General features: G+C 55.9%; 17 protein-coding genes. 7 read left to right on the forward strand and 10 right to left on the reverse strand.

Going from position 1 to position 19146, the window contains the following annotated elements:
* Positions 1-8 precede the first annotated feature (8 nt).
* The 8 genes from fliG to PZA18_RS07035 all read right to left on the reverse strand — a co-directional run bounded on the left by fliG (position 9) and on the right by PZA18_RS07035 (position 9501).
* Positions 9-1013: a flagellar motor switch protein FliG gene (fliG, locus tag PZA18_RS07000; protein WP_284100100.1), complete on the reverse strand. Its 1005-nt coding sequence runs from the start codon at positions 1011-1013 to the stop codon at positions 9-11.
* Positions 1014-1273: 260 nt separating this feature from the next.
* The gene (gene fliF, locus PZA18_RS07005; RefSeq protein ID WP_284100101.1) at positions 1274-2995 is read right to left on the reverse strand and encodes a flagellar basal-body MS-ring/collar protein FliF; all 1722 of its coding nucleotides are present in this window, start codon (positions 2993-2995) and stop codon (positions 1274-1276) included.
* Positions 2996-3009: 14 nt separating this feature from the next.
* Entirely contained in the window at positions 3010-3333 is a 324-nt protein-coding gene (fliE, locus tag PZA18_RS07010; protein ID WP_284100102.1) for a flagellar hook-basal body complex protein FliE, read from the reverse strand.
* Positions 3334-3479: 146 nt separating this feature from the next.
* Complete coding sequence (locus PZA18_RS07015) at positions 3480-4835, reverse strand: sigma-54-dependent transcriptional regulator (RefSeq protein ID WP_284100103.1); 1356 nt, start codon at positions 4833-4835, stop codon at positions 3480-3482.
* A gap of 236 nt (positions 4836-5071) precedes the next feature.
* Positions 5072-5836 carry a chemotaxis protein CheB gene (locus PZA18_RS07020; RefSeq protein ID WP_308447340.1) on the reverse strand — a complete coding sequence of 255 codons (765 nt, stop codon included), beginning with the start codon at positions 5834-5836 and terminating at the stop codon, positions 5072-5074.
* A gap of 311 nt (positions 5837-6147) precedes the next feature.
* On the reverse strand, positions 6148-7911 hold the full coding sequence (locus PZA18_RS07025) for an ATP-binding SpoIIE family protein phosphatase (RefSeq protein WP_284100104.1): 1764 nt from the start codon (positions 7909-7911) through the stop codon (positions 6148-6150).
* Positions 7912-7933: 22 nt separating this feature from the next.
* The gene (locus tag PZA18_RS07030; RefSeq protein ID WP_284100105.1) at positions 7934-8239 is read right to left on the reverse strand and encodes an STAS domain-containing protein; all 306 of its coding nucleotides are present in this window, start codon (positions 8237-8239) and stop codon (positions 7934-7936) included.
* Positions 8240-8304: 65 nt separating this feature from the next.
* The gene (locus PZA18_RS07035; protein ID WP_284100106.1) at positions 8305-9501 is read right to left on the reverse strand and encodes a sensor histidine kinase; all 1197 of its coding nucleotides are present in this window, start codon (positions 9499-9501) and stop codon (positions 8305-8307) included.
* 183 nt (positions 9502-9684) lie between these two features.
* Between PZA18_RS07035 and PZA18_RS07040 the strand changes: the two genes are divergently transcribed.
* From PZA18_RS07040 to PZA18_RS07065, 6 genes are all read left to right on the forward strand, one after another.
* Positions 9685-10638 carry a chemotaxis protein gene (locus PZA18_RS07040; protein ID WP_284100107.1) on the forward strand — a complete coding sequence of 318 codons (954 nt, stop codon included), beginning with the start codon at positions 9685-9687 and terminating at the stop codon, positions 10636-10638.
* Positions 10639-10680: 42 nt separating this feature from the next.
* Complete coding sequence (locus PZA18_RS07045) at positions 10681-11616, forward strand: chemotaxis protein (protein WP_284100108.1); 936 nt, start codon at positions 10681-10683, stop codon at positions 11614-11616.
* Positions 11617-11672: 56 nt separating this feature from the next.
* A complete protein-coding gene (cheY, locus tag PZA18_RS07050; RefSeq protein ID WP_284100109.1) occupies positions 11673-12062 on the forward strand; it encodes a chemotaxis response regulator CheY in 390 nt (129 codons plus the stop codon).
* 3 nt (positions 12063-12065) lie between these two features.
* Positions 12066-12887, forward strand: a complete 822-nt coding sequence (gene cheZ, locus PZA18_RS07055) for a protein phosphatase CheZ (protein WP_308447341.1) — start codon at positions 12066-12068, stop codon at positions 12885-12887.
* A 43-nt stretch (positions 12888-12930) separates the two neighbouring features.
* The gene (locus PZA18_RS07060) at positions 12931-14985 is read left to right on the forward strand and encodes a chemotaxis protein CheA (protein ID WP_284100111.1); all 2055 of its coding nucleotides are present in this window, start codon (positions 12931-12933) and stop codon (positions 14983-14985) included.
* Positions 14986-15127: 142 nt separating this feature from the next.
* Complete coding sequence (locus PZA18_RS07065) at positions 15128-16345, forward strand: EAL and HDOD domain-containing protein (protein ID WP_284100112.1); 1218 nt, start codon at positions 15128-15130, stop codon at positions 16343-16345.
* Positions 16346-16493: 148 nt separating this feature from the next.
* Here the strand turns inward: PZA18_RS07065 and dut are convergent, their stop codons facing one another.
* Both dut and coaBC read right to left on the reverse strand, forming a co-directional pair.
* Positions 16494-16943 carry a dUTP diphosphatase gene (gene dut, locus PZA18_RS07070; protein WP_284100113.1) on the reverse strand — a complete coding sequence of 150 codons (450 nt, stop codon included), beginning with the start codon at positions 16941-16943 and terminating at the stop codon, positions 16494-16496.
* A gap of 10 nt (positions 16944-16953) precedes the next feature.
* On the reverse strand, positions 16954-18150 hold the full coding sequence (gene coaBC, locus PZA18_RS07075; RefSeq protein ID WP_284100114.1) for a bifunctional phosphopantothenoylcysteine decarboxylase/phosphopantothenate--cysteine ligase CoaBC: 1197 nt from the start codon (positions 18148-18150) through the stop codon (positions 16954-16956).
* 175 nt (positions 18151-18325) lie between these two features.
* Here coaBC and radC point away from each other — a divergent pair, with 175 nt between their 5' ends.
* Complete coding sequence (radC, locus tag PZA18_RS07080) at positions 18326-19003, forward strand: RadC family protein (protein WP_284100115.1); 678 nt, start codon at positions 18326-18328, stop codon at positions 19001-19003.
* Positions 19004-19146: the final 143 nt, after the last annotated feature.

A 19146-nucleotide genomic window follows, 5' to 3' on the forward strand; every position in this document is an offset into this window, starting at 1 on the left:
GGCAAACCTTATTCAACAAAGCCTTCCTCACCCTTCTTGGCAATCACCAGCTGGCCTTCATCAGCCAGTCGTCGCACGATCTTGAGAATTTCGCGCTGCTCCGCCTCCACTTCAGATAGCTTGACCGCCCCTTTGGCCTCGAAGTCGTCGCGCAGCATTTCCGCTGCCCGCGCCGACATATTGCGAAAGACCTTATTACGCAGCTCTTCACTGGTACCTTTGAGCGCAATGATGAGTGACTCGGACTGCACTTCGCGCAGCAGCAGCTGAATCCCGCGATCGTCCACATCCACAAGGTTCTCGAACACGAACATCTTGTCCTGGATACGTTGCGCCAGCTCCGGGTCGTACTCGCGAATGGAATTGAGGGCCGATGTCTCGACCACGCCCCCCATGAAGTTGAGAATTTCGGCGGTCATCTTCTCGCCACCCATGACCGACTTCTTGATCCGGTCAGATCCGGACAGCAATTGGGTCAGCACGTCATTCAATTCGCGCAGAGCGGCAGGTTGCACGCCTTCGAGGGTAGCGATCCGCAGCAGGGCGTCATTGCGTAGTCGCTCGGTGAACTGGGCAAGGATTTCAGAGCACTGATCAGGTTCCAGATGCACCAGAATGGTCGCGATAATCTGCGGATGCTCGTTTTTGATCAGTTCGGCCGCTGCGGCAGAATCCATCCACTTCAGCGCCTCGATACCGGTGTTGTCGCCTCCCTGCAGAATGCGATCCAGCAGGTTGGCTGCTTTGTCTGAACCGAGGGCCTTGGTCAGCACAGAGCGGATGTATTCGTCTGCCGCGCCAAAATTGGCACGGTTCTGGGTTGAGGCGATGAAGTCGCCAATGACCTCTTCAACCTGCTCCCGCGTCACGTTGTCCATATTGGCCATGGCGGAGCCGATTTTCTGTACCTCTTTCGGGCCAAGGTACTTAAACACCTCGACCGCCGCATCTTCTCCCAAGCTCATCAGGAGGATTGCGCAACGGCGGACGGCCTCGTCGTTGTTGGCACTCATGGCCCATCTCCCTCTTGGTGAATTTTGTCAGGTTCTATTGGCTGCTATTCCGAAATACGCATCGCGTTCAACCGGCGCAAGCAAGCCGACACCCGATAATCGGTGCCAGATTCATCATAGTTCATTTCACAAAATTCGCCGGAAAGGCAATCTGGATAAGGCTTACAGGGGTTAGGTTCTGTTGACGTAAGGTTTGCAGATCGCGTTTCGCCAGCAATCAGGACACACTACCGGCAAACCGCGAGGGTTCGAAGTAGCGGTCAGGAGGAGGTTTTCTTGTCGGGGTCGTCGTTCAGCCACTCGCGCACGATCGTGGCCACCATTCTTGGATCTTCCTTGGCCATTTCCTTGGCACGCTGAATCAGCTCGCTAAATGCGGCCAGGTGGGCCGAAGCCTCCGCTTCGGCGACCGCTTCGGCCTCGACCTCAGACTGGGCCAGCTCTTCGGCGGTCAGGGCTACGCTGCCTTCCTCACCCGCAGCCGCAGCCCGCTGTTCCTGTTTGGGCCGAATCACGTCGCGAAGGATAGGCCGAACCACGCCGAACATCAGGTAGGCCAGCACCAGCCCAATCAACGCAACCTTGATGATGTCGGTTGTATGGGCAATCAGGTATTCGGTGAGCTTCTCGATGAAGGACTTGCCTTCGACTTCCAGCACGCGATCCGCAAAGGCAGCGTTGACTACATTGAGGGAGTCCCCGCGATCCTTATTAAACCCCATTGCCTCGCGGACCAGATTGGTGATCTGGTTGAGCTCCGGTGTCGTCAGCGGTACAGACTTGATACCGCCATCCTTCTGGCTCACCCGCTTGTAATTGACCACCACGGCAACGGAAACCCGCTTGAGTGTTCCCACCGGCTGCTTGATGTGCTGAATGGTTTTATCAACTTCGTAATTCTTGGTCTGATCTTTTTGAGAAGTAGACGAACCCGTTCCCGTGCCATTGGCACCCGGTGGATTGGGCAAGGTCAATGGTGCGCTGGCCGTACCCGGTGGCTGGTTCGACAAGGCTCCGGGAACACCTGCCGGCGGAACCGGTGTATTCCCGCTCGCTTCGGCGGAGTGCTCGCTACGAATGGCCGCTGCATTCGGTGAGGAGTTGGGCTTGAACGACTCGGAACTTTGTTCGACTTCGGCAAAGTCCACAGCAGCAGTGACTTCCGCCTTGACGTTATCAACACCGACGATGGGCTCCAGAATCGACTGAATCCGCTTGGACAACCCCATCTCGATTTCCTGCACATAACGCAGCTGACGCTGGTTAAGCACACTATTGCCAGTCAGCTCAGGAATAGCCGACAGCAAATTACCGTCCTGATCGACCACCGTGACATTCTTTACGGGTAGATCGGGCACGCTACTGGACACCAGATGTACCACGCCAGCAACCTGAGACCCATCCAGCAATCGACCAGGATGCAGGGTCAGTACGATTGAGGCGGTTGGCTTTTGTTGATCGCGCAAAAATACCGTCTGTTTGGGAATGGCCAGATGCACGCGCGCCATCTTGACGGCGGACAGAGACTCTATCGACCGAGCCAACTCACCTTCGACAGCACGCTGATAATTGATTTGCTCGTTGAACTGACTGACACCGAATTTCTGGTTATCCAGCAGCTCGAAGCCGGCATTACCACCTTTGGGCAGACCTTGTGATGCCAGCCGCAGACGCGCATCGTAAACACGATCAGCCGGCACACTAACGACCCCCCCAGCATCCAGCTTGTAAGGGATATTCATCTGCTGCAAAGACTGAATGACGGAACCGCCATCTTTATCAGACAGATTGGAATAAAGAATTTTGTAACCGGGATCCCGCGACCAAAGAAAAATCGCCGCAGCCACTGCAACGACAGCCGCTGCGATGATGATCGCGATTATTTTGCGGGTATTACTGAGTTGATTGAAACGCTGGACGAGACTGGGCGAACCGGTAGGCGCACCCGACTTGTCATCAACCGAGACAACAGCCTCATCCATAGATCACACAGGTATCACACCTGCATGTTCATAACTTCCTGGTAGGCCGACACCAGCTTGTTACGAACCTGCACCATTGTTTGGAAAGACAGGCTCGCCTTCTGCAAGGACACCATGACATCCTGCAGATTGGCATCGGGCGCCCCCGCCTCAAAAGCCTGCTGCTTGACCTGTGAATCCTGCTGCATCTGATTCACCTGGTCCAGCGACGCTTTGAGCACGGAAGCGAAATCCGGCGATTCGGGTTGTCCGTCCACCGCCGGCGCCGACTGGCCTGCCGCCCGGGCCGACATCGCCCGCAGCTCGCCCAGCAACTGATCTACGCCTTGCACGCTCATGCTACTAACCTCGTTTTTGCTGCATTTTGGTTCGACTGCCAATCAATACGACAGAATCAAACCAGGTGGAATGGACACCTGTTTGAAAGCAAACATCAGGCCATTTCTGCGCCAGTACCACTCCAACCGTTTATCCATGTGAAGAGTCAGGACTCTTCCCAACCTTCTTCGCGATATTGCTGAAGCTTGTAGCGCAAGGTTCTTTCGCTCATGCCAAGCTTCTGGGCTGCCAGCTTGCGCACCCCACCCACTGATGCAAGGGTATCAAGAATATGACGCCGCCTCACTGTTTCCATATCGGTCACGGGCGCTTCCGTTGCGGGCTCAGCGGCAACCATTGCCGCACTTGCCGGTATAGGCGGCAAATTTTGCCGGCGCAAGCTTGTTGGCAAGAATAAATGCATAGGCTCGATCTCGTCACCTGGAGCCAGAATCAAAGCACGTTGCATAACGTTCTCCAGCTCGCGGATATTGCCTTCCCAAGTATAGCCAACCAACTGGGCCGCAGCCGCCTCGGAAATCGCCGGAATGCGTCTGCCGGACGTGGCGGCATGGCGGGCAACAATCGCCTTGGCCAGAGGCACAATGTCATCGGGTCGCTCCCGCAAGGCGGGCAGTGCCAAGGGAAAGACATTTAATCGGTAAAACAGGTCTTCACGAAACCGGCCGTGCTCGACCTCATCCGGCATATCACGATTGGAAGTCGCCAACACCCGGATATCAAGCGGGATAGCCTTGCGCCCCCCAACCCTTTCCACTTCCCGTTCCTGCAGTACCCGCAATAGTTTGGCTTGTAGCTCCAAAGACATTTCGGAGATTTCATCGAGTAGCAGTGTGCCACCCTGCGCTTGCTCGAACTTGCCGATATAGGAAGCCCCGGCGCCTGTAAAAGCGCCTTTTTCATGACCAAACAACGTGGACTCCAGCAACTCTTTGGGGATAGCGGCACAGTTGATGGCGACAAACGGGCCGGATGTGCGATTCGAATGACGGTGAATAAAACGTGCGAGAACTTCCTTGCCGGTCCCGCTCTCACCGGTGATCAGTACTGTGGCATCGGAAGCTGCTACACGTTTGGCAATATCCAGCAATTTGCACATCGCCGGGTCTTCGGCGATCACCGCATCGTCATCGACGGCCGGCAGCATATAGCGCGCAACCTCGCGCAGGAGGGAATCTGGATCGAAGGGTTTGGGAAGGTAGTGGCTCGCCCCTGCGTGCATGGCAGCCACGGCTTTATCAACCACAGCGTACGCTGTCATCAGGATAACGGGCAGATAGGGATACCGCAGTTTGACTTCCCTGAGTAGCGTCTCGCCATTCATAGGGCTCATCTGCACATCGCTCAGCACCAACCCCACTTGAGATTGGGCCAATACTTCCAAGCCATGCTGGCCATCCTCCGCTGCCAATACCTGATAACCAGCCAGTTGCAAGGTATCGGTCAGGGCCTCGCGCAGGTCGTTGTCATCTTCGACGATCAATATCGGCAGTAGCGCCATCCGCGTTATGTCTCCATGTTCAAGCTATGTTGGCGTTTGATCTGGTTGCATGGCTGTCGCTGCGTCGCAAGCGGGTCGCCATAGCCCCTTGTGCGGGAATCTGCCGGGCCGAGCGGAACACGACCCAAACATGGCGCAGGCCATTTTTTGGCAAAGCTTGATCTGTAAACCAAACCTCAGCAGAACCAGGCCATTTTCTGGTGAAACTCGATCTGCAAACCTCATGTCAACAGAGCCTAGCCACCCGACGTGCCCCGTACTGTAGCCCAATAAGTAAGGATACGCCCCGCGATCTGGCTGATCCCGACAATCTCGTTGACAGCCCCAACGGCCACGGCCTCTTTGGGCATGCCGTAGACCACGCAGCTTTTTTCATCCTGTGCCAGGTTATAAGCCCCTGCCTGCCGCATTTCCAGCATGCCTTGCGCGCCATCTTTGCCCATGCCGGTGAGGATCACGCCGATTGCATTCTTGCCCGCCAGGTTCGCGACAGACCGAAATAGAACATCGACGGAAGGACGATGACGATTGACGGGCGGCGCCTGCGATAACTCACAATGGTAGCGATCGCCATCCCTCCCCAACAGCAAGTGAGAGTGCCCAGGTGCTAAATAGGCATGGCCAGTCTGCAGGCGCATGCCTGCCTCGGCCTCGTGCACCTCTAACGCGCATAGGGTATTCAGCCGGCTGGCAAAGGCCTTGGTGAAGGCCTCGGGCATATGCTGGGTAATAAGAATGGGGGGCAGATCAACCGGCAAAGCCTGTAGCACCGTTTTCAACGCTTCGGTTCCTCCGGTGGAGGCCCCCATCACGATTACCCACCCTGCTCTGGAGTCGTACCGGCGCTCACAGGGCAGCACGGCATCGGCCGACAGCTGCGGACTGGTAGCGTGGTTTCCCACGGCAGACCGGATGCGCGTACGAATTTCCTGGGCGCGCAAGTCCTCTCTCGATGGAGATTGCTCTGCCGATGGGTCTGGGGGTGAATCGGGCTGATTCATGATTGCTCCAGGCCACAAGGTAAATGCAATACCAAAAAGCCTAGGCTCTGTTGACGTTTCATGTGGGATCGCGTTCTAGCGGACTCAGGTCAATCCAACCTCTCGGACTGTGCCTGACCGTACCTCAAAAAACACGGCCTGGTGCGACCAGAAATGAAACCTCGACAGAGCCTAGTCTACCGGTGCTGGCAGATGCACTTGGGCACAAGGCGCCAAGGGGTAGATCCAGGCCAGTTTCACCGCCAAGCCTGCGAAAAAGTGCTCTCGCGGCAGGACCGGCTTAGCCGGCGTGTCCTCAACAACACCTGTCGTTACTTCGAGCCGCCAGCTGCTGCCTGATCAACCAGCAAATGCGTTTTGGGCACGTAATACGCGATCACCTCGTTGCCCAGTCCTGAATATTCAACAATCGGGCACAAAGCCCTTACCAGCAGAATGCCCCGTCCATGAGCTGGCCGTGCGATTTCGACATTACGTGGCGGGGAATAGCGGATCCAGTCGAAGCCTTCGCCGCTATCGCGCACCCGCAGGCGGAACACGTCTTTTTCCTGTACGCGCAACCCCATCAATTCAATGTCGATCCGGCCCTCTTGCAGATTGGCGAGCCGCTGCTCACGTTCCTGCAGGTAGCTCTCCATTCCCTCTGCATCGTGTTTGAGTGTGGAAGACAGCTTGAGCAGACCGTGATCCACCGCATTCACGAACAGCTCTGTCAGTATAAGAAATATATCGGATTGAACCTCGGGCACGGTGCAGATCTGATCCACCAGACCCATGATGTAAGGCACGGAATTGACGCGGCGCAGTTCTTCCGCGCCCAGCGAAAGCTGCTGCCGCCAGATAAAGCTGTGCTCAGCCAACAAGGCATCAGCCAGCTCCAGATCACTATCCCCGGCATAAACCGACTCGCAGTCGAGCGACAGGCTACGTGACTGGCCAGCCGCCAGGCTGACCATGACTACTGACACATCATCGTGATGCGACAAACCATCCAGAAAACGACCCAATGCATCGACCAGCCCCTGCATACGACCAGTAGGCGGGGATGACTCAACCGAAGCCAGTACACGTTGGGAACCAAATTGCTCGCCATCCACACGCCGGGCTTCAATCAAGCCATCCGAACACACCATCAACGTCTCATCACCTTCAAAGAAATGGTGCTCGGTAACCATTTCCAGATCGCGCGTCGGCAAAATACCCAGCGGCAGATTGCGAGACCGCCAGGATTTGATCAGATGCCCCTCTTTGCCCAGCAGAAACACATCAGGAATCCCACCGTTCCAGACCTCGATCTGCCGATTGATGTTGTCAATAGCCAGCAAGGCCGTGGCTACAAACCGGCCACGCGGCAAGACCTGGCGGATCTTGTCGTTCATTTCCGCCAGAATATCTTTCAGGGTAAACCCCTTCTCGGTCATCGTGTAGAAAGGTTGGGTCAAGGGCAGCACGTTCAGGGCTGCCGTCAGCCCGTGTCCGATTCCATCGGCCAGCAACAGATGCAACACCTGACCCGGGGTTCGAGCAGCGGCGATAAGGTCGCCAGACAGGCTTTCTGCTGGTGAAATCCAGTATTCGATCTGTGGATCGGACAAGCGCTCTGCATTCACCAATTGATCCATCAGATGCCGCGCGACCCGCTTCTCTTCTTCGGCGTGGTCGTAATATTCCGCCAGCTTGACTGACTGCTCACGCACCTTGCGGTTAAGCAGCACTGTGCGCTCAATCGCCTTGATCTTTGCTTCGAGAATGCGCAGGTTGATGGGCTTGATGATGTAATCATCCGCCCCTTGCTCAATCGCATCGGCCAGCCGGTTCTCTTCACCAATTGCAGTGACAAATATGATCGGAATCCAGCGCTCGCCGGCCTGACGCTTGATCAGGCGCGCAGCCTGTGGCCCATCCATCACCGGCATCAGCATGTCGAGCAACACCACGTCAGGCATATCCTTGCGGAATGCCTCGACCGCCTCGGCACCATTGTTGGCCGTCACCGGAATGTGGCCCATGGCCTCGACAAACCGGCTCACCAGCAGGCGAATCACCTCGGTGTCGTCGACGATCAGGATCTTCATGAGGGGCGGATCATGCGTGCCGTCAGCGGATCGTGAAGATTTTGCCGAAGCAGGCGATTTCGAGGACTTGCCGAACGGAATCGCGACAGTTGACCAAGGCCAGCGTCTTGCTCGCCGCCGCGACCTTTTCCTTCAGCAGCAGCAACATGCCAAGCGCCGAGCTATCGAGATAACTGACATTCTGAAAGTCGACGTGGACTTCGCGCACGGCCTCAGCCGCCAGAACCTCCTCGCAAGCCTGCCGGAAGTCACGATGGGCATTGAAGTCGAACTGACCATTCAATACCAGACGACCGATGGTGCCGTCGATTTCAACGGTTGGATGCATTCAAAAAACCTTTCCAATTCTTAACTGGCGGTGCGCTGTGCAACCTGCCATTCCAACATAGGTGCCTAGGTAGCAAGTGGCAACTTCACCATCATCTTTGTGCCTTCGCCAAGGACTGACTCGACCTCTATCGTCCCGCCATAGGCCGTAACGAGATTGGCCACAATGGCGAGCCCCAAACCGGTACCTTCCTTACGCGTCGTGAAAAACGGCTCAAATAAACGCTCTTTGACCTGTTGGTCCATGCCGCAACCATTGTCGGCAATCGACACCCTGGCCGACTCGTCTTCATCAAGACGTACCCGGATGCAGCCATTAGCCTTTGTTGCCTGGACTGCATTTTCAAGCAAATTGATGAAAGCGCCCGTCAATTCCTTGCGATTAGCCTCAACCCAGATCGGTGCATCTGGAATATCCACCAGCCATTGGCGCTGCATGGCATCCGCCTGGGGCTGGACACTCTGCAAGGCGTCATCAAGGCAATCAGCTAGTGCAACCTTCTCGCACAGGGCTTGATGGCCACGCACAAACTGCAGCATGTTCTGGATCAGCGATTCGAGGTGGCGCATGCGCGACACGGCCTTGTCGCCGAACTTCTGTCTATCTTCGTCGCTCAAGCCCGGCCGGGACAGATTGGCCGTGTACAACAAGGCAGCACTCAATGGTGTGCGCAGCTGATGGGCCAATCCGGCCGACATTTCGCCCATCGCAGCCAGACGCTTGTGTTGCTCCAGTTGCAAACGCAAACGCCAGGCCTCGCTGACATCGTGAATCAGCAGAATGCGCCCGCCTACCGCTGGGGCGCTATTCGATATGACACTCAGACGCCGCAATTCACCGCCCGGAGGCTGGTACTCCCACTCATTGCAGACATTGGTCGGTACCAGCCGCGAGCCCATGACGGCATCCCAGTCGCAGTCCATCAGATCCAGACCAAAGATCTGGCGAGTAGCCGGATTGGTGGCAATCACCACACCTTCATGACTGAGTTCGACGACCCCACCAGGCAGGGCATCCAGCAAAGCGGACAAGCGTGATGACAGCGCGGCTTTTTCTTCAAACTGCTGGCGCAAAGCGCCGTTGGCTGTCGCCAGCTCGGCAGTGAGGGAGGTGACTTTTTGTTCAAGTTCCTGATACGACTCGACCAGCTGGCGTGAGGCCTCGGTAAACAGCGAAAAGGCTTGTTCCAGCTCTCTTTTATCAAGACCGGAAGTCGCCAGGCCGGCCGCAGCCGCTTCCTTGTTGGATTCAGGGTTATGCATTATAACGAGGCTTGAAGCCGCTCCAGTCTTGGGTTTGCGGGCACAACCCACACTCGCCGCTGATTGAAGTTGCGGCACTTGAATACTCTCGCGAAGCTGCTTATACAACAGGCATAAAGTTCGGGGATTATCCTCGAAAACGGGCCGTGTGCAACGATTGTCACCTATAGCGGAGCAGTTGCCGTGTCAGATCTTCTCAAGAACATTGATGCACGCACGAAACTCGCCGGAACCAACAAGTTGGAGATCCTGCTCTTCACTTTGGGGCTGGATCAACGGTCTGGTCGAAGGGAAAACTTCGGTATCAACGTGTTCAAAGTCCGCGAAGTCATGCGCACGCCCGAGATCACGCAGGCACCCGAGATGCCTGACTCGGTTGAAGGCATGGTCAGTTTGCGCGGCTCTTTGGTCCCGGTCATCGACTTGGCCCGCTATGCCGGAATTCATACCGACTCCAAACCCGAGATCATGATCGTCTCGGAATACAACGGCCACACCCAGGGCTTTCTGGTTGAAGCCGTCGATACCATCCTGCGCCTGGACTGGTCATCGATGCGCGTCCCGCCCGAAATTCTCAGCAACAACATGCGCGGCCTGGTCACCGCCGTCACCGAGCTCGACAACGGCAAGCTGGTCATGATGCTGGATGTCGAGAAAGTACTGGCTGAAACCAACCAGTACGACGACTCGCATGAATTCAAAACCATCACGGTCGCAGCGGATCTGACTGGCAAAACCGTATTTTTCGCCGATGATTCAGTCGTGGCACGCAAGCAGATCACCAAGACGCTCGACACCATGGGCATTCACCATATTCATGCCATCAATGGCAAGAAAGCCTGGGAAGAGCTGCAAAAAGTGGCGCTGCAGGCCGATGCCATGGGCAAGCGGGTGAAAGATATGGTGCATCTGATTCTGACTGACGTGGAAATGCCGGAAATGGACGGCTATATGCTGACCAAGCAGATCAAGAGTGATCCTCGGTTTGCCGGTATTCCGGTACTGATGCACTCCTCGTTGTCGGGCATGTCGAACCAGAAGCTGGGACAGTCGGTAGGCGTCGATGCCTATGTGGCGAAATTCGAGCCGCAGCGGTTATCAGAAACCATTTCATCAATGTTGCGCCAGTACAGCTGAGGCCGTTGATTTCAGCCTGTTATTTTGGTGAGGACCACGTGTATGGCGACCGGGAAAGAAACACTACTCGATAATGTTGATGCTCGAACCAAGCTGGCCGGTTCGAACAAAATGGAGATACTGCTGTTTTCATTAGGGTCGCGCGAAACATTCGGAATCAACGTCTTCAAGGTGCGCGAGGTGTCGCAAACACCGCGCATCACCAAAACACCCAACATGCCAAACGGTGTGGAAGGGGTGATTTCTCTTCGCGGCAACATCATCCCGGTCATTTCCCTGGCGAAATTCGTGCATCCGAGCGAGTACAACCCTCAGTCGGAAAGCACCATGATTGTCACCGAGTTCAGCAAACATACGCAGGCGTTTCTGGTGCATGAGGTGGATCGCATCATCCGTGTTGACTGGAACAAGGTGCGTGCGCCCGAAACCATGCTGGCAGGACATCAAGCCATGATCACCGCACTGACCGAGCTTGATGACGGCAAGCTGGTGTCGATTCTGGATGTGGAGCAGATCCTGTCGAGCGTCATCGGCGAGCGGGTGGTCCCCGAGATTCCCAAGGCTCAGCTTGATCAGGACCGCTTCATGTTCTTTGTCGATGACTCAGTAGTGGCCCGCAAAGAGATCGTCTCGGTCCTCGACAAGATTGGTGCCAAATACCATCAGGCCACCAATGGCAGCGAGGCCTGGGACAAGCTTCAGAATATTGCCAACCGTTATCAGCACGATGGTCAGAAACTGCATGACCATCTGAAGCTGATACTGGTCGATGCGGAAATGCCCGAAATGGATGGATATGTGCTGACCAAGCACATCAAATCCGACTCCCGATTCCAGGGCATTCCGGTCGTGATGCATTCATCGTTGTCGTCAAATGCCAACCGGGCAATGGGTAGTAGTGTTGGCGTCGATGCTTATGTCGCAAAGTTCGATCCGATAATCCTGGCCGAAACGGTAACACCCTTTTTGCAAAGTTAGCCCAGCCCCACTGACAGCCGCAGTCGCGCAGGTGCGGCGCCAACACGGAGTACAACATGTCTGACAAGAATATGCGCTTCCTGGTGGTTGATGACTTTTCAACCATGCGGCGAATTGTGCGCAATCTGCTGAAGGAACTCGGTTTCTCGAATGTTGAAGAAGCTGAGGATGGCCAGGTTGCGCTACACAAACTCAAATCTTCGCAATTTGACTTTGTGGTTTCCGACTGGAACATGCCGAATATGACCGGCATTGAACTGCTCAAGGCAGTTCGAGCCGACCCTACCCTGAAGCACATGCCTTTCTTGATGATCACGGCGGAGGCGAAGAAAGAGAACATCATCGAAGCAGCAACGCACGGCGCAAGCGGCTATATCGTCAAGCCATTTACCGCAGCGACGCTTGACGAAAAACTTGGAAAAATTTTCCAAAACATGAATAAGTAGGAGATGACCGTGAGCGACAACACGATGAATAGTGGTGACTCGGACGAACTCCAAGATTTATTCGACAGCATCGTTCGCGCCAACGCAGGAACGCCCTCTGCACCGCCGCCTCCCGCACCGGCCGCTCCGCCCCCCGCAGCAGAGCCGGTTGCAGCCGCTCCGGCCATGCAAACCAGCGTGACCTCCAGCCCCGTACCCGGCGGCAGCATGGATGAACCCGCACGCTCGATGTTCGAAAGCATCGGCCAGATGACCCGCAAGATCCACGATGCCCTGCGCGAGCTTGGCTACGACAAATCGCTGGAACAGGCCGCCGCCGCCATCCCGGATGCCAGAGACCGTCTGGCCTATATTGCCACCCTGACCGAGCAAGCCGCAGAGAAGACGCTAAACGCCGTTGATGCCGCCAAACCGATGCAGGACAAGATCGAGGCGGAGGCGGAGGAACTCATCAAGGAGTGGGACAAGCTCTTTGCCAAGCAAATGGATATCGAGCAGTTCAAGGCCTTGGTCAGCCGTACTCGCGAGCACCTGAAGGCCAGCTCCAGCTACGCCAAGACCACCAACGACTATTTGCTCGAAATCATGATGGCGCAGGATTTTCAGGATCTGACGGGCCAGGTGATCAAGAAAATCGTCGATATGGCCAAGCAGATGGAGACACATCTGCTCGCCTTCCTGCTCGAATTCTCACCCAATGCGCCCAAACCCGCTGAAAACACCAGCAGTCTGGTCAATGGGCCGGTGTACAACGCGGAAGGTCGCACCGACGTGGTAACCAACCAGGAGCAGGTTGACGATCTGTTGGCCAGCTTGGGATTCTGATTCGTATCAGGCCGTTCGCCCAGTCGACGGAGAGGGACAAGAGATGAGTGATTTTGCCGGGATGGACGACCTGCTGCAGGACTTTCTCACCGAGTCGTCAGAGTTGCTGTCAGATGTCGATAACAAGCTGGTCGAGCTGGAGAAACGCCCATCCGACAAGCATCTGCTTAACGACATTTTCCGGGGCTTTCACACCATCAAAGGTGGCGCTGGCTTTCTCAACGTCGATCCTCTCGTCAATCTGTGCCACCGCACGGAAAACCTGTTCGATAAGCTGCGTAACGACGAACTGACACTGACGCCCGAGATCATGGACGTGATCTTGTCAGCAACGGGCGTGGTGAGGGATATGTTTGGCTATCTGGGCCAAGCCCGTCAGCCAGCCCCGGCCGAGCCGGAGCTGCTCGCCTCTCTGGATGCCATGCTGGAGGGCAAGGCGCCGACTGCAGTAGCCCACCATCCGCCGCCAGCAGCACCTGTTGCTGCAGCCCCAGTCGCCGCAGCTCCAGCCCCGATGCCCGTTGCAGCCCCGGCCATGCCGACGGCTACTCATAACGCTGCTAACGAGATGGACTGGCCAGCTTTGTACCAGGCATTAACAGGTATCAGCACCCAATCTGCCGCCCCAAGCGCCCCACAGCCAGCACCAGTCCCGGTTGCGGCACCCGTACCAGCGGCCAGACCCGCGACACCCGCACCCGTTGCGATCGAACACACGCCGCCACCTGCGCCGGCAGCAGCCCCGCTTCCTGCTGCGCCCTTGCCTGCTGCGCCGCTACCGACAGCAGCGCCAGCCCCAGGTACTGCAGAGCCTGCTGCGCTGGGTTTGAAACCCGCCGCGTCGAAGCCTGCCGTTTCCAGCCAGCAGCTGGCTACGCAGGAAACAACCATCCGTATCGACACCGTGCGGCTGGATCAGGTACTGAACCTTTCCGGTGAAATCGGCCTGACCAAAAACCGCCTGACCACTCTGCGTTCCGACATTCTTGCCGGCAAAACCGACGTCAACACCCTCAAGGCGCTTGACGAGGCAATTGGTCAGCTCGATTTACTGGTCAGTGACTTGCAAAACGCAGTCATGAAAACCCGGATGCAGCCAATCGGGCGGCTGTTTCAGAAATATCCTCGCCTGGCGCGCGATTTGGCCCGGCAGCTAGGCAAGGATGTCGAGCTGGTCATTACCGGAGAAGAAACCGAACTCGACAAAACCATGCTGGAGGACTTGAACGATCCGCTTGTCCACTTGGTTCGCAACGCCGTCGATCACGGTATCGAAACCATTGCCGAGCGCACGGCTGCCGGCAAGCCAACCAAGAGTATCGTGACGCTTTCGGCCACACAGGTCGGTGACCATATCCTGATCGAAATCTCCGATGACGGCCGTGGCATGCGTTCAGACGTGCTGCGCCGCAAGGCCGTCGAAAAGGGGCTGATAGACATCGAAACGGCCAATAGCCTCGACGACAAGCAGAGCCTGCAGCTGGTATTCATGCCGGGCTTTTCTACCAAGGATCAGATCTCCAGTATCTCTGGCCGAGGCGTGGGCATGGATGTGGTCAAAACCAACATCCAGAAACTGAACGGCCGGATTGACATTCAGTCGGTGGTGGGCGAAGGCTCCCGTTTCACGATTTCACTACCTCTCACCCTGGCAATCCTGCCGGTGCTGGTGGTCAAGGTATGCAATCAGCCCTTTGCCGTGCCGCTGGCGATGGTGCGCGAAATCATCCCGATCCGCAGCGAGCAGATTCAGGAAGTATCCGGCCGTGCCACCATCGTGGTGCGCGACGAGATCCTTTCCGTAAGATCCCTGGCGGGTTTGATTGGCTGGGAAGAGACCCAAGTCCCGCAATTTGGCGTACTGATGCAATCTGCGGAACATTCTTTCATCCTGGCTATCGATACCTTCATCGGCCGCGACGATGTGGTCATCAAGCCGCTGCAGAATATCCGACCACGCGGCATTGCCGGTGCAACGCTGTCCGGCGATGGTTCAGTCGTTCTGGTACTCGATATGGAAGATTTACTCGGCTCTACGCAAGCGGAAGGATCTGCAATCAAAACCTCCAAATTCCTTGAGAATATGGCAAGATCATAGTAACCGTTCGCTCAAGGAAGGCGGCGGTCAATCAAAACTGGCCGCCGCTTTTTGTTTCGGTTTTATAGACAGATACTTGTGGTAGTTGACCTTAAACATAAAGCCACTCTATATATTAAAAGTGGTAACAGAGTGAGGGCCTATGCTTAATAATGCATTTATCGGACGCCAGCCGATTCTGAATCGTCAGCAACAGATCATTGGCTACGAATTGCTATTTCGACTCGACGAGCAGGCATTGACCGCCGAATTTTCGAGCGATATGCAAGCGGGCACCAATATTCTGGTGAATACGCTTTCCAATATGGGGACCGATTGGCTGGTTGGTAGCAAGCTGGCGTTTATCAACGTTGCCTCTTCGATGCTGGAAAGCAATTTTCTGGAATTGCTGCATCCTCAACGTGTTGTGCTGGAGATCGTCGAGTCGGTCAACGCTACGCCAGAGTTGCTTGCCCGCACCCGTGAACTAAGGGCACAGGGTTTCGGCATTGCTCTGGATGATTTTGCCTACACGCCACAAACTGCCCCATTTCTGGAGTTCGCCAACTACGTCAAACTCGATATCCAGCAACTAGGGCTTGATAATATCAAGAGCCTATCCAAGGAATTACGTAAATTCCCCATTTTGCAGGTGGCAGAAAAAGTCGAAACCAAGCCCGAATTCAAGCATTGTCTCGAAGCGGGGCTTGATTGCTTTCAGGGCTATTATTTTGCCCACCCCGAAACACTTTCTGCCAAAGTAATCAACCCGGCTTATGCAAATATTCTCAGCCTGCTTAACATGCTGAGGAATAACGCAGAAATTGCTGACATCGAAAATTCGCTCAAGCGCGATGTTGCGCTCTCATTCAAACTACTGCGCTATATCAATTCGGCCGGCTTTGGCTTGTCGTGTGAAATCCATTCATTCCGCCATGCCGTAACAATTCTGGGTTATCAGAAGCTTTATCGTTGGTTGACATTGCTGCTGGTGACGGCCAGTTCAGACTCCGGCACGCCTCCGGCACTGATGAAAACAGCCGTCACACGCGGCCGCCTGGTCGAATTGCTGGGCCAGCATTTTCTGGAAGGCCACGACCGCGACAACCTGTTTATCGTCGGCGTATTCTCGTTGCTGGATGTGATGCTCGACATGCCAATGGATAAGATTCTGGAAACCTTGCTGTTGCCTGATTCAGTCAGTGAAGCCCTGATGCATCGTGTCGGCATCTACGGCCCCTTCCTGGAGCTGGCCGAAGCCTGCGAAGACCCAGCCATGGCAGAAGTCCCGAGCCTTTGCGAGCAATTGCAGATTTCGCCGGACATGCTCAACCGCGCCCACGTATCGGCCTTGGCCTGGGTAGAAGAGCTAGGCGTATAGCGCTTTGGGCTCCGCGGGTGTTTTCCACTCGTCGCACTACACCCGGTATTCAACCGGGCGTAGCTGAAGATGAATACCATGAAGCTCAACATGCAAACGCCCCGGTCAACGGGGCGTTTTTATTTGACGCAAGGATTGCAGCCCGCCCTCAGTGCTTGCCTGTGCTACCAAAGCCCCCTTCTCCGCGCTCGCTGGCTGCGAACTCATCGACAATGTTGAAGCCTACCTGCAGCACGGGCACCACAACCAGCTGGGCAATCCGCTCCAGTGGGTTGATAACGAACGCTTCATTCCCCCGATTCCACACCGAGACGAAAATCTGGCCTTGATAATCTGAATCAATCAACCCAACCAGATTACCCAGCACAATGCCATGCTTATGACCGAGCCCGGAGCGCGGCAGAATCATTGCCGCCATGCCGGGATCCGCCAGATGAATCGCCAAACCCGTTGGCACCAGAGCCGTTTTTCCTGGAACCAGCGTCATCGGCGCTTCCAGGCAGGCCCGCAGATCCAACCCGGCGGCGCCAGGCGTGGCGTAGGTGGGTGGGTGCTCACGCAGACGGCCATCCAGAATTCGTACGTCGATTGTTGCCATGAAGGAATCCTTAATTCTCGGGGTGATAACGGTTGTACAGGCGAGCCATGTGTTTGACGATGGAACGAGCAAGGTCTGACTTGTTGGCGCGTGGCAACCGGTGCTGACCATCATCGTCCAGCAAGATAACCTCGTTGTCATCCGCACCGATTGCTGTCTGCACCAGATTTGCCACTAACAGCGGCAGCTTTTTCCGGCGGCGCTTTGCTTCGGCAAACTCCAGCAGATTTTCGCTCTCGGCCGCAAATCCAACACAGAAAGGTGGGTTCGCCACGCTGGCCACGTTTGCCAGGATATCCGGATTGGGTGCCAGCTCCAGTGTCAGGATGTGCGCATCCTTTTTGATTTTTTGCTCGGATGGGTTGAGTACATAGTAGTCAGCCACAGCTGCAACGCTGACAAAAATGTCCTGATGGGTAATCTCGCCATTCACGGCAGCCAGCATATCCTGGGCGCTTACCGTATCGATCCGGCGCACACCTGTTGGCGTTGGCAACATGGTCGGTCCGCTGATCAACGTCACTTCCGCTCCCGCCTCGAAGGCCGCACGGGCAATCGCATAGCCCATCTTGCCTGAACTGGAGTTGGTGATCCCGCGCACGGCATCAATACGTTCAAAAGTTGGGCCTGCCGTTACCAGAAGTTTGAGTCCAGCCAGAAATTTTGGCTGGAACAAAGCCTGAATATGATCGAACAGAACTTTTGGCTCCAGCATGCGGCCAAGCCCAGTCTCGCCACAGGCCTGGTCCCCCGCATCCGGCCCCAGAATGGTAATACCGTCTTCGCGCAACTGCGCCACATTGCGCAGATTGGGCGGGTTTTCCCACATCTGGCGGTTCATGGCCGGCGCTACCAGCAAAGGGCAATCCCTGGCCGAGCACAGTGTTGACAACAGATCGTCCGCTACCCCATGGGCCAGCTTAAACATGATGTCGGCCGTCGCCGGCGCGATCAGAATGGCATCGGCACCACGAGGCAAATCAATATGGGCCATGTGGTTATCAATGCGGTTATCCCACAAATCCGTAAATACTGGCCGCCCAGACAGGGCTTGAAAGGTTGCTGGTGTTACGAATCGCGTAGCCGATTCACTCATTACCACCTGCACATCAACACCGGCTTTCACCAGTAAACGGGTCAACTCGGCGGATTTGTAAGCTGCCACCCCCCCCGTCACCCCTAACAATAATCGTCGCGGACGGCTCATCGAATTTCCTCGCGCATTTTCATCCCCTATAAATCGATTGCACTCGGCGCAACCAGAACCACTTTGCAGCCCGACCGCCGATTGCCGGCTCGACTGACATTTTACTTTCTCAATCGAAAGTACACGGTCTGCGGAGCCCACTCTCTGCCCGCATTCTAATGGAGGGGAGGTACCCATGCCCATTTCAGACTGGCCAAGCGAAGATCGGCCCCGAGAAAAACTGCTTAGCCGAGGCGCAGATGCCCTGACCGACGCCGAGCTACTGGCCATATTCCTGCGTACCGGGACGCGTGGCAAAAGCGCTGTAGATCTCGCACGGGATTTGCTTCACCGCTATGGCAGTCTTACCCGTTTATCCCAAGCCAGCCTGGAAGACTTCAGCCAAACCGCTGGCCTGGGCAGCGCAAAGTATGCGCAGCTTAAAGCCGTGATCGAAATGGCCAGACGAGCCTTGGCAGAGGAGATGCGGACGATTCGTGTTGCGTTCAACTCACCCGCCGCAGTGCGCGAGTACCTGCGCCTGTGGTTGGGCGCAGAGCAAAGGGAAGTGTTTGTTGGGCTTTTTCTGGACAGCCAGCATCGCTTGCTGGTGAGTGAAGAACTGGCTGCCGGTAGCATTCGTGAGGCAAGGATTTATCCACGGGAAGTCGCTAAACGTTGCTTGCAGCACAATGCGGCAGGACTGATCGTCGCCCATAACCACCCTTCAGGACTCGCAGAACCCAGTGAAGCTGACGTCAGTCTCACCCGGCACCTCAAGTCTGCGCTGGCCCTACTCGACATCGACCTGCTCGACCATTTCATCGTCACGGGTAGTGAAGCCGTCTCACTGGCTGAACAAGGCCGCATTTAGGCGCCGTTGACATGTTGATCACGCCTTGTCGTTGCAAGGCCTCGCCGGGCCAACTATGCATATAGACATCCCTGAGTTGTAGATAGCCAACCGACCAACGGCATCAAGGGTTCGCCACAGCTGCCGATATAGGATCAAAGCCC

Origin of the sequence: Parachitinimonas caeni, assembly GCF_030129945.1 — a bacterium.
Classification (GTDB): Bacteria; Pseudomonadota; Gammaproteobacteria; order Burkholderiales; family Chitinimonadaceae; genus Parachitinimonas; species Parachitinimonas caeni.

Bases quoted from the DNA above. Each gene is read 5' to 3' on its own strand.
- cheZ (WP_308447341.1), top strand. From the start codon at position 12,066: ATGACCGTGAGCGACAACACGATGAATAGTGGTGACTCGGACGAACTC.
- PZA18_RS07045 (WP_284100108.1), top strand. From the start codon at position 10,681: ATGGCGACCGGGAAAGAAACACTACTCGATAATGTTGATGCTCGAACC.
- radC (WP_284100115.1), top strand. From the start codon at position 18,326: ATGCCCATTTCAGACTGGCCAAGCGAAGATCGGCCCCGAGAAAAACTG.
- coaBC (WP_284100114.1), bottom strand. From the start codon at position 18,150: ATGAGCCGTCCGCGACGATTATTGTTAGGGGTGACGGGGGGGGTGGCA.
- dut (WP_284100113.1), bottom strand. From the start codon at position 16,943: ATGGCAACAATCGACGTACGAATTCTGGATGGCCGTCTGCGTGAGCAC.
- PZA18_RS07020 (WP_308447340.1), bottom strand. From the start codon at position 5,836: ATGAATCAGCCCGATTCACCCCCAGACCCATCGGCAGAGCAATCTCCA.
- fliF (WP_284100101.1), bottom strand. From the start codon at position 2,995: ATGGATGAGGCTGTTGTCTCGGTTGATGACAAGTCGGGTGCGCCTACC.
- PZA18_RS07060 (WP_284100111.1), top strand. From the start codon at position 12,931: ATGAGTGATTTTGCCGGGATGGACGACCTGCTGCAGGACTTTCTCACC.
- PZA18_RS07035 (WP_284100106.1), bottom strand. From the start codon at position 9,501: ATGCATAACCCTGAATCCAACAAGGAAGCGGCTGCGGCCGGCCTGGCG.
- PZA18_RS07030 (WP_284100105.1), bottom strand. From the start codon at position 8,239: ATGCATCCAACCGTTGAAATCGACGGCACCATCGGTCGTCTGGTATTG.
- fliG (WP_284100100.1), bottom strand. From the start codon at position 1,013: ATGAGTGCCAACAACGACGAGGCCGTCCGCCGTTGCGCAATCCTCCTG.
- PZA18_RS07065 (WP_284100112.1), top strand. From the start codon at position 15,128: ATGCTTAATAATGCATTTATCGGACGCCAGCCGATTCTGAATCGTCAG.
- fliE (WP_284100102.1), bottom strand. From the start codon at position 3,333: ATGAGCGTGCAAGGCGTAGATCAGTTGCTGGGCGAGCTGCGGGCGATG.
- cheY (WP_284100109.1), top strand. From the start codon at position 11,673: ATGTCTGACAAGAATATGCGCTTCCTGGTGGTTGATGACTTTTCAACC.
- PZA18_RS07025 (WP_284100104.1), bottom strand. From the start codon at position 7,911: ATGAAGATCCTGATCGTCGACGACACCGAGGTGATTCGCCTGCTGGTG.
- PZA18_RS07015 (WP_284100103.1), bottom strand. From the start codon at position 4,835: ATGGCGCTACTGCCGATATTGATCGTCGAAGATGACAACGACCTGCGC.